The following is a 15,626-nucleotide window of genomic DNA, read 5'->3' on the forward strand; positions in this document are numbered from 1 at the left end:
TGAATAAAAGGGACCTCCAATATGAAGAAGTTATTACTTGCGAGCGCTATTAGCTCTGCCCTGCTACTAACAGGCTGCGGCCAGACCGTTACTGAAACACCGAATGCGCAAAGTATTGTCGCGGGTAAATTGATTAAAAGCCCAAACGACGAGCGTGACTATCGCGTTTTGAAACTTGATAACAACATTGAAATTATGCTGGTGTCAGACCCTGATGTTGATAAGTCAGCGGCTTCGTTAAGTGTTGGTGTCGGTCTGTTACAAGACCCTAAATCACAACAAGGCATGGCCCATTACCTGGAGCACATGTTGTTTCTGGGCACCGAAAAGTACCCAGATACCAATGGTTACAGCGAGTTTATGAGCAATAATGGTGGTAGCCAGAACGCTTACACCTGGCTGGACATTACTAATTATATGTTCAAAGTGAACAATGATGCGTACGACGAAGGCCTGGACCGCTTCTCAGACTTTTTCAAAGCGCCAAAACTCTACCCGGAGTATGTGGATAAAGAGCGTAATGCGGTCAATGCCGAGTGGTCGATGCGCCGTGAAATGGACTTCTTTGGTCAATTTAAACTCGGTCGCTTGTTGCTTGGTTCACACCCTTCTAATCGTTTTCTTATTGGCAACCTTGAAAGCCTCAGCGACAAAGAAAACAGTCAGCTGCATCAGGAAACTGTCGACTTCTATAACCGTTTTTATTCGTCAAACATTATGAAAGTGGCAATGATAAGCAACCGCTCGCTTGATGACATGGAAGCGTTAGCCCGTAAGCATTTTGCCAGTATTGAAGACGACGGTATCGACGAGCCTGAAGTCACGGCTCAAATTAACTTTGACGGTGTCGGCAAAAAACGCATTCATTACGTTCCGAATGAAGACGTTAAACAGCTGAAGCTTGAATTCATCATTAACAACAACCAAGACCAGTTTAAAGTTAAGCCTAACCGCTATGTAAGCTACTTGCTTGGCTCTGAAATGCCGGGCACTCCCGCTCAGCAACTGAAAGAGGCTGGACTTATTGCGAGTCTAAATGCTTCTGCGCAGCCAAATTTCTATGGTAACTACGGCGTTATGCGTTTAGACGTTGAGCTCACCGATAGCGGCATGCAGCAGCGTGAAGAGATTGTCGCGCTTATTATGCAGTACATTGACAAAGTACGTGCGGAAGGCGTCGACGAAAAATATTTCAATGAAATAAAAACCAGCTTGAATAACCGCTTCCGTTTTTTAGAGAAAGGCGACGAGTTTAGTTATGTCTCCAACCTTGCGGAAGCCATGCAAAACTATCCGGCTGAATATGCTATTAGTGCGCCTTACGAATACCAAGAGTTTAACCCTGAAGCTATTCGTTCAGTGCTTTCTCAATTAACGCCTGAGCGTTTGCGTGTTTGGTACATCAGTCAGGATGAGCCGCATGACAGCGAACTTGACTACTACGATGGCAAATACAAAGTAGCGAATATAACTGCCGAAGAAATTGCTAGCTGGAAACAAGACCCCAAAATGGCAATTAACCTGCCTAAAGTGAATACGCTTCTACCGGAGAGCTTCGAGGTTAAGAAAAACGACGCGTTTGAGAAGCCTCAGGTGGTTATTGACGAGGACGGCCTGCAAGTATGGCAATACCCAAGCCAACTGTATGGTGATCAGCCACGCGGCATTTTTAACGTTCAAATTAATAATCCTGCGACACTGCATGATATTAAAGCGAACGTTCTAGGCGCTTTGTGGAAAGATTTGTACAACATGAACGTCAGTGTCCTAGATACAGAAGCGAACATTGCCGGCATGAACTTGAGCTTGAACGATACAACTGGCATGACATTAACCGTCTCCGGTTTTACCGATAAACAGCCTCAGTTGCTTGAGCGTGCTATTGAAGGCTTAAGCTTTGAGGTTGACCCACAAGCCTTTAAACAGGCCGTTGATCGCTATGTTCGTGCACTGAAAAACAAAGGTCAGCAATTCCCTATTTACCAGAGCTTCGATGCGTACGGGCAGCTAATTCGCGAAGGTGGTTTTGAGCAGTCAGACTTAATCAACACGGCTCAATCGCTCAGCAATGAAGAATTAGAAGCTTACATGGCAATGCTGTTAGGTAATAATTCCATTCGTGTGTTTGCGTTTGGTAATTACGACAAGTCTGACTTAACGGAAGCCGTAGAGCGCGTTAAAACAAGCTTACCTGAGAACCGGGAAGTCACTGACTTTGAGACCGCCGAGTTCTGGGCGCCTCAATCAAACAAAGCTATTGTATTACGCAAAGATCTCGAGGTTGCCGATGTAGCTCTGGTAGACGCACACATTCATCCAGAGCCAGGTTTTAAAGCTCAGGCAGCGGGTGCTGTGTTGCAGAGCCATTTCCGCACCGCAGCCTTTGATACTTTGCGTACCGAAGAGCAGCTGGCTTATGCCGTCGGCGCTTTTGCGCCATCGCTTGATAATTACGCAGGCTTTGGTCTATACATTCAAACGCCGGTTAAGAGCGTGGCGGATATGCAGGCGCGTTTTGACAAGTTCAAAGACGAATACTGGACGCAACTTGAGAAGATGACTGAAGACGAGTTCGCTCAGTTAAAGCAAAGTGCGCTGGTAACGTTAAAAGAAACGCCGAAGAATATGCGCGAAGAAGTCGCTCCAATACTGTCAGACTTAGCGCTTGGCCGTTATGATTTTGACAGTAAAGAGCAGCTGATTAAAGCCGTCGAGAGCACGACACTGGCAGACGCTAGAGCATTCTATAAAGATACGTTAATGAATCCGGACGCTGCCCGTATTTCCGTGCAGCTCCGCGGCACTAAGTTCGCAGACGAACCTTATGCAGACTTACCGAATCAAACGGTTGTGGAAGATCTCGCAGAGTTTCACCAAGCTATGGAGACTCAATAATATTTGAGGATATATCATGAAAACAATGACTCAATGGGTCGTAGGTATTTTTATAACGGTGGCAGCTCTCTGCCACCCAACTTCTTACGCTAGCCAGTATGACTCTGAACTTAATGGCATGTGGCGTGGTGAATTAGAAATACAAGACGGCGTTAGCTTAACCATAGGCCTTTCAATAAAAGACGGTCAGCTAACTTTAGACAGCCCTAACCAAGGCATGTTTGAACATAAGCCTACTGAATTTTCTCTCAGTAAAAATACAGTCCGCTTTTCCGACAAGAGCTTAAGCGCCAGCTACGAAGGGGAGTTAAACGGAGGCACTTTAGAAGGCACCTTTAAACAAGGTAAGTCTTTTGACCTGGACATGCAAAAACTAACCGAGAGTGACCAAGCCCGTTTAAAGTATGAGGCGACCTACGCTGGAAAGCTATCTGTCACAGACACCAGCACACTGCCACTTCGAGTTAATGTAGCTGTTGTTCACAATGGTTACATAGGTACGCTCGATAGCCCCGCCCAACAAAGCTATGGAATTCCACTGACTGAACTCATTATTAACGACAACAAGCTCAGCTTTGGGTCTCCTATGCTACAAGCCAGCTTCTCCGGTGAACTGACTGAGGACGGATACACAGGTACTTTTACGCAAGGCAAGGATTTTCCATTAACATTGAAAAAATTAGAGGATGAAGATAAACAGGCGAGCACAGACACACCCGAACTTGGTGAGCACGGAGCTAGCGTTGCAGTAATAACGCCGGAAAAAATCGAAAAGAAATTCTATGGCGACCATGATGACAATACGCTTTATGAGATTGGTTCTGTCACTAAGACCATGGTGGGCTATTTGTTAGCCGCGGCTTCTATTAACGAAAATCTGGACTTAAACACGCCCATTAATAAGTTCTGGTCCAAAGCCCCCACAGAAGTCACTTTAAAAGACTTGGCAGTGCACCATAGCGGACTACCTCGTTTACCGGAAAACCTGTTTGACAAGGCCGATCAGAGTGACCCTTACGCCCATTTTGATGAAACCATGCTAGAGTCTGCACTTGCGAATGCATCTGTTACCGAAAAAGCTTACGAGTATTCGAATTTTGGCTATGGAGTGCTCGCAGAAGCTTTGGCTAAGCACTCTGACACATCATTTTCGGACTTATTACAAGCACGAATTTTTGAGCCATTTGGTATGACCGACAGTTATGTCGCATTAAACAGTGACTGTAAACCGGAAAGCCTGACGGCTGGACACAATGTACTAGGTGAAGCGGTGCCTCATTGGCACTTTAAAGCACTGGCCGGCGCTGGCGCAGTGGTTTCAACCCCCAATGACATGGCTCGTTATATTAAAACGCTGATGGAAAAAACCGCTAACAGCGATAAAGCAACCACAACATTACTGACTTCACGTAAAACCATTGAAGGCTGCTGCCAACAAGCTTTAAGCTGGATGATAAGTGAAGACAACAGCGGCAAACCATACGCTTGGCATAACGGTCAAACAGCTGGATTTAGCAGCTTTGTCGGCTTTTATTTAGACGGTAGCAAAGGTGTTGTTGTCCTCAATGCACAGTCAGTCAACGTGAACAGTGATGCTCTTACGCTACTGACTGAAACATCTAAGAACCAGAATTAAACCACGCCTTGCTCAATCATAGCATCGGCTACTTTTCGAAAGCCGGCTACATTGGCACCTTCCACCACATATTTGCATCCTTTCTCCAATAACACTTGAGCATCTTTTTCAGTCAGTTCATTTTGAGTCGCACACGGAAATGCAATGTCACCTTTATAACGCCAGACAGTATGACCATCTTCCGGATAGTCATCTCTTGGTGTGTACTCGGCGTTACTATGAGTTTCTAAATATGCCTCTAAACGCCCGTTTTGCTCTTCTTTTATGCGTTTTACTAAGTCTAAGTCGATGCCGCTGTCATGGTAAATGGAGCCACTTGAGTCACTGCAAGTTACTGGTGTCGCACCAAGTTCGTAGAGCTTTTCCATCGCATAAATAGCGACATTACCGGAGCCCGATACCAGGCAGCGTTTACCCTCTAATGAATCATCTTTATCGTCCAGCATGCATTCCACAAAATACACAGCACCATAACCCGTCGCTTCTTTACGAACGAAGGAGCCACCCCAGAGCGTGCTTTTCCCCGTAAGAACACCGTCGAATCGATTCGCCAAACGTTTATACTGACCAAATAAGTAGCCAATTTCACGAGTGCCGACACCAATATCACCAGCAGGCACATCCGTATTTGGACCAATGTGGCGATACAGTTCGCTCATAAACGATTGACAGAAACGCATGATTTCAGCGTCTGATTTGCCTTTAGGATCAAAGTTTGAACCGCCTTTACCACCACCAATAGGCAAACCGGTGAGTGCGTTCTTAAAAATTTGTTCAAACCCAAGAAACTTAATAATTCCGGCATTAACGCTTGGATGAAAACGCAAACCTCCTTTGTATGGACCTAATGCCGAATTAAATTCAATACGGTAGCCTTTATTGACCTGTATCTGGCCGTTGTCATCAACCCATGGCACGCGAAACATCACTTGCCGCTCAGGCTCAACCAAGCGCTCAATAATAGCCTGCTCTCGATACTTCGGGCGCTCTTCCAACAAAGGCTCTATCGACTCAAGTACATCCTCCACTGCCTGATAAAACTCGGACTGCGCAGGGCTGGTTTGCTTTAAGGTCTCGATAGTGTCTTTTATATAGCTCATGTGCGCCTCTGTAATTTGAAACTTATCTCTTTAACGTACTCCGTTAAATTTAGATCGCCAAGCGCTTAAAACAAAAAAACCCGGTGGCAAGCCACCGGGTTACAAAACGCTCCAGCAGGGAGACTAGAACGATAAGCGTGCGCCTAAGTAGAAGCGACGAGGTTTAACCCAGTCAACTCCTTCGCCAAAGGCATAAACACCGTCGCCTGCAACCAGATCTTGCTCACGACGTACTGCTTGATCATCCAATGCGTTAAACACATCCAGGAAAAACTCGGCTTTATAGTCTTCGCCGAAGTCATGAGTGTATTTAACACGCAGGTCCAAGGTTCCATAAGCTGGTGACTCTTGAGAACCAATAGCCCCTTCTTGTACCCAAGTATCGGTATAGCCACCGTACTCATATGGGTCATCCGATAAAGGAGCATGGCGTCCATAAAGCGCTCTTGTTTTACTGTACACGGTACCCGAGTTCCAGTTATAAACAGCACCTACCTCTATGCCATTATCAAACTTATAGCTACCAAACAGCTTAACAAGGTGTTCCATATTACCTGGCTGGTCAGCATATACACCAGGGGCTCGCGGGTCTAACCATACAAAGTCACCCTGCAAATCAGCGTTACTATCTGAGTTAGTGTTCCCTTTAGCATCGTTATAAGTCCATGACGCATTAAAGAACCAATTATCTGACGCTGTTCTATGCTTTGTGAAAGCAACTTGCAGACCTTTATAGTCACGCTTACCACCTTCTAAAGTAGCAATGACGTAGTTTGAACCAGGATTTTCGTCATAGCCAAAATAAGATAGAGGTAAGTAGAAGTCGGTTCCTTCTAACTCATTAGCATAAACACCAAGATCGTAATCTTCTAAAATGTCCTTAGTTGTTCTATCAGTGTAAGTCACCTCAATGCTCATGTTATCAGCAATATTGGTCGCATAACCTAACAGAATTTCATCGGTATAAGGCGTCTTAGTACTTGGCGCAAAGAATGCATCCTGAACTTGCTCACCACCGCGAACACGGTAAGTTAACCAGCGGTCCTCTAAGTAAATTTGCTCGTGTAAGACAGGTCCTGTCAGGTTACCCGCAAAGTCCGTCATATTGGTACGTATTGGGTCGTAGTAGCGGCCGACAAAGCCCCAGACTTTACTTGAACCGTCTATGTCGTACACAACACTGAAGCGTGGTGCAACTTCCCAGTCAAACTCAGCAATCTTGTCGCCTTTAGACGAGAAGTGTTCCCAAGTTTCAGCTCGCAGACCAGCATTCACTGTCCACTGATCAATAGTCCAGGTGTCTTGAACAAAGAAAGTTTTACCTTTTGTTTCCATTTCAATTGGAGCAGTTTGTTGCTCCTGGATACGGTAAACATTGACATCACCGGTAGGATTACCTTCAGTAGAGTCAAACACTACGCCGTTTCTTAACTCATCAGGACTGATTGAGCCGTCTCCGTTAGCATCATATCGGCTCAAATAAAGACCAGAATCTTCACTCGATGCCATATTGTCAATCAAGCGAGAGAGATCATCTGCTGATAGATCACGAGTTCCTACCCAGTCCTCAGCACTTAGGTAATCATCAATCGTAGCGCCCGCATTTCTTGTACCAATTGATGTATATTGAGCTCCGTCACCGGTAAAGCGACTATCTTGAATATTCTCATTCACTGTATAAACAAAGCCAGCTTTAATCTCGTGGCTACCGTAATCGTAAGTATCAAGGAAGTATTCTAACGTAGCCTGATACTCGTCTTTATTACGGAAATTAATCGAATTAACACCATACCCGCCTCTATCAGTATCCGCATTTGTCGGCTCAAAACCGTCATTCGTACGATAGGCTACATCATTACGAGTCGAGTCATCAGCAGCAATACTAGATACTTCACCTTCATGGCTAGATGCTTTCAAAGTTAAAATAAAGTTATCCCAGTAACGCGAGTACTCAACCTTATAGTTGTCACCACCTTGCTCTTGTGCTCTATCTCGGTTATTCAGAGTCCGAGGGTCATCTGAACCACTAATTTCTCTCGGGTCGTTAAACCAGCTCGCAACAAAGCGGTCATTCGCTGTTGGCTGCCAGGTTAACTTGAAGAAACCAAGATCCTGTTCATCGGTAATACTGCGTAACTTTGTATCGGTAACAGGGTCAGTAACATCTTCTTCACGTTCTTTAATTTGATAAGAACCGAAGAACCAAAGCTCATCTTTAATAATTGGACCACCCAAAGTGACCGCGGTATCAAAGGTATCAAAGCTGTTTTGAGACAGGTTTTCGTTGTCAGCAACTAAGCTATCGTTCTGGAAATAATAGTTAACCGAGCCGCTCCACTCGTTACTACCCGATTTAGTGATAACACGGGTAACCAAGCCCTGACCCCCAGCGTATTCAGCCGGAATACCACCGGTAAGAATACGTTGCTCCTGAATAATTTCAGAGTTAATGTTTGCACCAAAAGTACCGGTTGCGTTATCAGTAACGTCAACACCATCAAGGTAATAAACGTTATCCGAAGACGAACCATACTCACCACCGATATCGGAATAGTTAACACCCGATTTAGACGATGGGTTTCCGTCTAATGACGGTTTTGTACTTGGCGCTAATTGCAAGTAGTCCTGAAAACTACGAGCCGTTGGAAGCGACTCTGTCATATCCAAAGTAACGGAAGTACCCGTCGTTGAAGAGGTCGTATCAATTGTCGACATCGCACGGCCGGTAACTTCGATGGTTTCAATATCATCACCTGCTCGGCTTAACGAATAGTTAAGCTCGAAGGTTTGACCTGATGAAACACGAACATTTCCAGATTCAAAGTCCGAGTAACCCTCTTCAACAACTTCAACCTGATATTCGCGAGAAGGCTGTAAGCCACCTAGGCGCACATAACCATCTTCATCGGTTTCGGCTGTTCGTGAGACTAATGTATCGGGAGCACTAACGCTTACCGTTGCATTAGGAACAGGGTTACCCTGACTATCTGTAACTTGAATACGAAGCGTACCGGTATCCTGAGCGTAAGCAGAGGACGCAACGCCCAAAGCTGCAGCAACCGATAACGCCGTGAGCGTTCTTTTAAGTCTTAGCATTATTGTTCTCTCCTTAAACAAACGTCACTAGTAAAGTGTACGTACATCTTGTTTTTGTTATAGAAAATTTAAGGACTGAGGGCTGCCCTCAACAATAACGCTACTACTTTGATTAGGTTTTGTCCAATCTTTAATAAATTGTTAAATTCATTCAATAGCAACCCGATTCCGCCCTGCCTTTTTCGCGGCATAGAGATTTTCATCTGCCCGCTTGAGAATACTATCGGGGGTATCGGTTGGAACCTTAGTCGTTGCACCTAAGCTAATAGTTACTTTAACGGTCTTTTTGTTACTTTGCTTGCCTCGTTTTTCCTTGCCTTTGCCAGACGTTTCAGGTCTTGATGGGTCTCTCAATGTGAGTGGATAATTAGCCACTTTTGAGCGCACAGTTTCCAACACATCTTTCAGTTTTTCTTCGTTATTGTGTGAGAATACCAGGGTAAACTCCTCTCCTCCGTATCGGTAGGCTTTGAAACCACTAACGCTCTTTAATATGCTGCCTAATAGCCTGAGAACCTGGTCGCCCACTTCGTGTCCGTAGCGGTCGTTAAATTTTTTAAAATGGTCAACGTCCAACATGCACACGGCACTGCGCTTGCGTAAATGTTGCAATTCACTCATGAGTGCTCGGCGTTGCGGTAATCCGGTTAGCTCATCTATGTATGCTAGCTTTAACATTCGGTCAGCGAGAGCCAGCAGCAGGCTGCCGGAAATTGCGAGAGCGGCCCAAGCCGAAGCGTCAGTTTGTTCAATGCCAACAACAAAGATCATGAAAGCCAACCAGGCAACTAACTGACTCCACCGAAATGCCGATGCGTTTTTATAAAGAAGAACGGTTGCCCAAATACCGCCCATTGCTATCATCCACAGCGATAGACCTATGCCTGGTAATTCATCAGAGAGGCTTAACATTTCGGCTGGATTTAGAACGGCCAGAACGCCAGAAAACGGTTCTATTAGCAGTAGCAATGGTGACAAGCCAACTGCGACAAATAACAAGAAGCCCCTCGGTGAAAGTAACACCGGCAATTTTATAAACACCAACAGCAACGCCGTTAGCGACAGCCAAACAGGCAGCGCTTCATACAAAACAGCCACATGCTGCTGGCTCAGTGGCTGCTGTAACCCCATTTGAATTAACGCGTAAAAGCCTGCGGTCCAGGCACACCAGTAAAGCCATTGCCATTGCCTGAAAAATCCAGCAATGAGGGTTACTAACCCTAAAGACGCTACAACACTCTCGGGCACAGGCAAGGCTACATCAGCCAACACTGTCGGGGCAAACAAGCCCAACAGAACCCAAACCACCAGCGGCAAAAACACGACTAAGGACAAACGCAACTCCTGCTAATAACTCAACTGTCTAATGTAGAGTAAAAGGTTATAAGTCAGCCACCTTGCAAAGCGACTAATCGACTACTATTTAAAGATTAACGACTTTCGTTTCAAAAAGACACTTTAGGAGCAACAACATGACACTACGTATTGGCGATACAGCCCCGGACTTTACAATTGATACCACAGAAGGCCCCATTAATTTTCATGACTGGGCCAAAGGCTCTTGGGTCTTTTTCTTCAGCCATCCGGCCGACTACACCCCGGTCTGTACAACAGAAATGGGCCGTACCTCACAATTAGCGCCGGAATTTGAAAAACGCAATGTGAAACCACTGGGCCTATCGACTGACTCAGTTGACGCACATAAAGGCTGGATAAACGACATTAACGAAACTCAGAATACCGTTCTGGAATTCCCAATTGTTGCTGACAAAGAGCTGGAAGTGGCTCAAAAATACGACATGATTCACCCGAACGAAAGTGCCACAGCAACGGTTCGCTCAGTGTTTATTATTGACCCGAATCAGAAAATTCGCCTCATTATGACCTACCCAATGACGGTTGGTCGTAATTTCAACGAAATTCTGCGCGTGATTGAGGCATTGCAAACGACTGATCGCGAAGAAGTAGCATGCCCTGCTGACTGGACACCTGGCGACTCTGTCATTATTCGTCCAAATGTCAGCGATGAAGACGCGAAAGAGAAATTTCCACAGGGCTGGAAAACCGTTAAGCCTTACCTACGTTTAACAGACATTAAATAACGTCATACCAAATGCCGGGCCCACAAAGGGTTCGGCGTTTATTAATTGACCAGCTAAAGTAAAGCTGCTTAGCTTACGATAATAAGTTATACGACTTTAGTCGAAAGCAAAAAGGCATATTCTATGAGCTGGTTTAATAACCTTCGATTCCGATACAAGCTATTATTACCCATTGTACTTCTGGCAATTGTGCTTATTGGCATTGCCACTGTTAGTGCAGTGAACTTTAAGTCAGTTGCAAACAGCGTTGATGAAATCGCAAGCGAGCACTTACCGGGTCTCAATTTTCTTCTGCAAGCTGACCGAGACCTTCATCAAGCCCAAGTTGCTGAAAGAACATTACTCTCAGTTGAGCCCGGCTCTTCCCGTCAACAACAGCTTATCGACACCCACAACGAAAACCTCGAACAAGCCGAGCAGCGGGTGAATCGATTTTTAAGCCTAACATCCAGCGCCGAAGAGCGTCGTATGGTTGAGGACTACAAAGCGAAAAACGAAACCTGGATCGCAACCGCTCAACGGGTGATTGAATTACACCGACAAGGCAATGTGCAACAAGCTATTCAGCTTAGTCAAACTGACAGCGGCCCGCAGTTTGAAACCATGCGTAACGTGCTGGACCAACTCGAGCAACGCAAAGAAGAGGCTGCTTTAAACCAGTCGACAATTATTGAGGGTGTCATTACGCAAAGTAACTGGACGCAAATGGTTGTACTTATTATTGGTTTAGCCATTTGTGTGCTGTTGGCCCTATTCTTCCCGCCACTTATTACCAAACCGTTAAACCTAATGTTGGAACGCTTCGAGGACATGGCTAAAGGGGAAGGTGATTTGACGGCTCGAGTGAACCTCGATAGAAGCGACGAGCTAGGTTTAGTTGCAGACGCTTTTAACGAGTTTGTTGAAAAACTTCAGCGCACTATTACCAAAATCAATTCTATGACGGAACAGCTCGCCACGTCATCAGAAGAACTGTCCAGTATTTCAGAGCAGTCGAACGCCAGTGTAAAAGAGCAACACCAAGCGGTTGAGCAAGTCGCAACGGCTATTCATGAAATGTCGACAACAGTGGATGAAATCGCAAAAAGCGCCAATGACGCAGCAACTTCCGCACGCACTGCTGACGACCATACGAAGCAGGGTCGTAAAGTCGTCAATTCTACGGTTTCCGCGATAAAAAAATTAGCCAACCATGTTAACCAGACCACTCAGAACATCTCTAAAGTGGCAGAAGATAGCGACAATATCGGTAAAGTACTCGACGTCATTGGTGGAATTGCCGAACAAACTAACTTGCTGGCGCTAAATGCTGCTATCGAGTCGGCTCGGGCCGGTGAGCACGGCCGCGGATTTTCCGTTGTCGCTGACGAGGTACGCACGCTTGCCAGCCGAACTCAAGAGTCCACCCAGGAAATTCAGGATATGATTGAACGTCTGCAAAGCGCCACAAAAGAAGCGGTTAACTCCATGCAAACCGGTAAAGAAGAAGCTGATCACACGGTTGAACGTGCCCAGGAGGCAGACGAGTCACTGCAGTCTATAACCCAGGCTGTCGATGAGATTAACGACATGAACAGTCATATAGCCAGTGCTGCGGACGAGCAAAGTTCTGTAACGGACGAAATTAATCAGAATATTAACACCATTAGCAGTATTTCGGATCAGTCAGCGCAGGCATCAGCTCAAGTTAAGGAGTCCAGCGATAACTTAGCGAAGCTATCGTCTGACTTGCAACGCGAGCTGCGTCAATTCCGAATTAGCTAAAGTTCGTTATTTAGTGACTACTTGGGAACTGCCGAATTGAGCAGTTCCCGGAGTTTTCGGTTTGCGGAGCAAATATCTCTGCGCTATGTATACATCGGGCTTCACTTAACGCGCTGAACTCGCATGCGACGATTAGAGCCTTCACGCCCAAAGAAGAATGAGTTAAGTGCACCGCGTTCAATGTAGTAAGCGTCTCCTTCCCAGGAAAAATAGCCACTGTCCGTCTGCTTCCAAACCTGACCATTTTTTAAAGTTATACGCCACTTTCCGTAAGGTCCTTCCTCGCGCTCGGCCAGAGTCACGTTAATGCGCTCGTCTTCCTTTTCTTCTCTCTCTTTATGTTCAAACCCGAAGCGATCACTTGCACGTTCCGTATCTTTTTGACTTTGTTGCGCTTGTTCGCGGCGCTCTTGCGCTTTTTCTCTCATTTCAGCCGCTTTCTGCTTGCCTTTACGGGCCTGCTCCGGAAGCTCTCTGTCTTGACGTTGCTTCTCCCCGGACTGAGTCTTTTTCGCTAAATTGTCATAACACACCAAACGCTCTAAAGAGTCCTCAATTTCGGCACAAGCCTCTAATCCTGACTGCTGAGCAAAACTGGTAGCACTGAAGGCAATCGCTGCCATTCCAATAAACAACTTATGCATAATTCATTCTTCCTATAAATGTGATTCGTTTTAATACGTTAACCTAAGCGTATCGTTTTTTTGGGTTAACTCAAATTCTTTTAATGCGCTCATTCCTAAAAGGATAACGTTTCCGTCCATACCCGGCGTAATAGACGCATCAACGTTATTAAGACGTATGTCGCCCAGTTCCAATGTATCAATCTCCGTCCGATAGGTAATAACCCGGCCATTTGCGGTTTGTGACATGCCTTGCCGCCCTTTTTGCAAACCTAATTGACTCGCAAGCTCTTCAGGAACCGCGACCAACGTCGCTCCGGTGTCTAAAAGAAATGTCACCTGTTGGCCATTTATTTTACCTCTGGCCACATAATGTCCCATACGGTTTTGCTCGAGGACAACGGTCACATCCCCACCGTTTCTATGACTTTGAATGTGTGAGTTCGGATTAAACTGCTCCTGCAACTGGTCTTGAAAAAACCAAACTAATAGAGCAATTGCCAGCCCCCACGCAATGAACATGAAGGGCTTTCCAAAAGAATTACCGCCTGCCACTTTTATTGTCCTTCCTCACTATAAGGCAATGTTTGCTTTTCTACTTTATTCGCTAATGCCTGGCGTTGTTCAGTCATTTTTTCAACGGACCAACCCTGCAAGTGAGTATTCACTAACTCTGTTAGCGCTGCAATATGATCAGGCTCAGCATTCAATGCGCTAATGTATTCATAGCGCTCTCCACCGTTTTCCATAAAGTACTCGCGGTTTTCTTCACCAATTTCTTCAATAGTTTCCAGACAGTCAGCACTGAACCCCGGACAAAAAACCTGTACTGATTTAACGCCTTTTTTCGGTAAGGCTTTCATGGTCATGTCGGTGTATGGCTGCAGCCACTCTTCGCGACCAAAGCGCGACTGGAAAGTGGTTAAATACTCATCTTGTTTCAGTCCTAGGCGCTCTGCCAACAGTCGCGAGGTTTTGTAGCACTCACAATGATATGGGTCACCATTTTTCAAGTAGCGCAGCGGTATGCCATGGTAGGAAAACAATAATTTGTCAGCGCGCCCATGCTCATTCCAGTGACGCTCAATGCGCTTAGCAGCCGCCTCTATAAAAGGCGGGTAGTCATGGTAATGCGTGACAAAGCGAAGTTCCGGCAGCCAGCGTCGCTGAGTAAAGTCTTTTGCCAAGGCATCGAACGTCGAAGCCGTAGTTGATGCACTGTATTGCGGGTAAAGAGGCAAAACCAGCAGCTTACGCACGCCTTTTTCCAGCATCCGTTCAATAACATCGGAAATAGCCGGGTTTCCGTAGCGCATGGCAAAGTCGACAACAATGTCTTCACCCCAGGTTTCTTTCAATTTTGCTTCTATGCCTTTGGCCTGATCTTCGGTGTGGAATAATAATGGTGAGCCCCGACCTGTCCAGACCGTTTTATAAGCTTCTGCTGAGCGTTTCGGGCGAATGCGTAAAATAACGCCATTTAAAATTAACGACCAAAGCAACCGTGGCACTTCAACCACCCGAGGGTCTGACAGAAACTCTTTCAAATAGGGCTTCAAGGCTTTCTTTGTCGGAGCCTCGGGTGTGCCTAAATTGGTGACAAGCACACCTATTTTGTCAGCTTGGTGGTGGGAAAACGAAGAACTACCACGATATTTCATCTGCTTTTACCTTAAAATTCTGTTTTGCTTGGGAATGAAGCGAAATTTACGTAATTTTTAACGGGTTCGATCCCTATTTGCAAAAAAATCAGGTTACACTGCAACGATACACTCTATCGAAACTATTTGCTTGACCCATTTAATATGTCGACAACATCTACTCGTGAAAAGTGGTACAAGAAGCTGGCCAACTCACCACACGCACTGGTGCTTCTGTTCTTTCTTTCGGCACTAGAAGCGACTGTTTTGCCAATTCCGTTAGAGCTTATCCTGGTGCCTTATATGGTGCTGGAGCGGGAGCGTATTTGGTTAATTGCGTCCGTCGCATTAGCGGGGTTCATGGCTGGCTCAGTCGGCGGTTATTACATTGGTTATGCGTTGTTCGATACCATCGGCCAATGGTTTATTGACTACTTATCCGTTCAGGAGCAATACGACGAATTTCAATCGGCTCTGGAAAATAACGGCTTCTGGTCAATATTCCTGGTTGGCGTTACGCCTGTTCCTTTTCAGGTGGCGATGCTTGCTGCCGGGGCTGGCAAATACCCTTTAGCCTTGTTTTTACTAGCTGCCGGTATCGCCCGAGCGTTACGTTACTACATTCTGGCCGCCTTAGTGTTCTGGCTCGGCCCACAAGCGGAAGATATCTGGGAACGTTATTCGGGCCCCGCCGGATGGTCCATACTTATTGCTGCGGTTTCTGTTATATTGTTGATACAATTTTTATAATCAACAGTTATTCACTCGGA

10 protein-coding genes and 1 pseudogene are annotated in these 15,626 nt (G+C 45.8%); 5 read left to right on the forward strand and 6 right to left on the reverse strand.

What is annotated here, in order from left to right; translation table 11 throughout:
• Nucleotides 1–21 precede the first annotated feature (21 nt).
• Nucleotides 22–2,895, forward strand: coding sequence for an insulinase family protein (locus CWI73_RS09625; protein WP_126752592.1), 2,874 nt, complete (start codon nucleotides 22–24; stop codon nucleotides 2,893–2,895).
• A gap of 16 nt (nucleotides 2,896–2,911) precedes the next feature.
• Complete coding sequence (locus CWI73_RS09630) at nucleotides 2,912–4,531, forward strand: serine hydrolase domain-containing protein (RefSeq protein WP_126752593.1); 1,620 nt, start codon at nucleotides 2,912–2,914, stop codon at nucleotides 4,529–4,531.
• A gap of 2 nt (nucleotides 4,532–4,533) precedes the next feature.
• Here the strand turns inward: CWI73_RS09630 and gdhA are convergent.
• From gdhA to CWI73_RS09645, 3 genes and pseudogenes are all read right to left on the reverse strand, one after another.
• A pseudogene (gene gdhA, locus CWI73_RS09635) lies at nucleotides 4,534–5,631 on the reverse strand (NADP-specific glutamate dehydrogenase); the annotation flags it as partial.
• A 123-nt stretch (nucleotides 5,632–5,754) separates the two neighbouring features.
• On the reverse strand, nucleotides 5,755–8,727 hold the full coding sequence (locus CWI73_RS09640) for a TonB-dependent receptor (RefSeq protein ID WP_126752594.1): 2,973 nt from the start codon (nucleotides 8,725–8,727) through the stop codon (nucleotides 5,755–5,757).
• Between the two features lie 147 nt (nucleotides 8,728–8,874).
• Nucleotides 8,875–10,062: a GGDEF domain-containing protein gene (locus tag CWI73_RS09645; RefSeq protein WP_126752595.1), complete on the reverse strand. Its 1,188-nt coding sequence runs from the start codon at nucleotides 10,060–10,062 to the stop codon at nucleotides 8,875–8,877.
• Between the two features lie 137 nt (nucleotides 10,063–10,199).
• On the opposite strand from CWI73_RS09645, the gene CWI73_RS09650 reads away from it, so the two are divergent.
• Both CWI73_RS09650 and CWI73_RS09655 read left to right on the forward strand, forming a co-directional pair.
• The gene (locus CWI73_RS09650) at nucleotides 10,200–10,829 is read left to right on the forward strand and encodes a peroxiredoxin (RefSeq protein ID WP_126752596.1); all 630 of its coding nucleotides are present in this window, start codon (nucleotides 10,200–10,202) and stop codon (nucleotides 10,827–10,829) included.
• A gap of 123 nt (nucleotides 10,830–10,952) precedes the next feature.
• The gene (locus CWI73_RS09655) at nucleotides 10,953–12,593 is read left to right on the forward strand and encodes a methyl-accepting chemotaxis protein (RefSeq protein ID WP_126752597.1); all 1,641 of its coding nucleotides are present in this window, start codon (nucleotides 10,953–10,955) and stop codon (nucleotides 12,591–12,593) included.
• Between the two features lie 101 nt (nucleotides 12,594–12,694).
• Here the strand turns inward: CWI73_RS09655 and CWI73_RS09660 are convergent, their stop codons facing one another.
• The 3 genes from CWI73_RS09660 to hemH are packed head-to-tail and all read right to left on the reverse strand — an operon-like array spanning nucleotide 12,695 to nucleotide 14,877.
• Nucleotides 12,695–13,237, reverse strand: a complete 543-nt coding sequence (locus CWI73_RS09660) for a hypothetical protein (RefSeq protein ID WP_126752598.1) — start codon at nucleotides 13,235–13,237, stop codon at nucleotides 12,695–12,697.
• Between the two features lie 30 nt (nucleotides 13,238–13,267).
• Nucleotides 13,268–13,738, reverse strand: coding sequence for a retropepsin-like aspartic protease family protein (locus CWI73_RS09665; protein WP_198675177.1), 471 nt, complete (start codon nucleotides 13,736–13,738; stop codon nucleotides 13,268–13,270).
• 35 nt (nucleotides 13,739–13,773) lie between these two features.
• On the reverse strand, nucleotides 13,774–14,877 hold the full coding sequence (gene hemH / locus CWI73_RS09670; RefSeq protein ID WP_126752600.1) for a ferrochelatase: 1,104 nt from the start codon (nucleotides 14,875–14,877) through the stop codon (nucleotides 13,774–13,776).
• A gap of 144 nt (nucleotides 14,878–15,021) precedes the next feature.
• On the opposite strand from hemH, the gene CWI73_RS09675 reads away from it, so the two are divergent.
• The gene (locus CWI73_RS09675; RefSeq protein WP_126752601.1) at nucleotides 15,022–15,606 is read left to right on the forward strand and encodes a YqaA family protein; all 585 of its coding nucleotides are present in this window, start codon (nucleotides 15,022–15,024) and stop codon (nucleotides 15,604–15,606) included.
• Nucleotides 15,607–15,626 lie beyond the last annotated feature (20 nt).

It is taken from the genome of Idiomarina piscisalsi (assembly GCF_003987095.1).
Classification (GTDB): Bacteria; Pseudomonadota; Gammaproteobacteria; order Enterobacterales; family Alteromonadaceae; genus Idiomarina; species Idiomarina piscisalsi.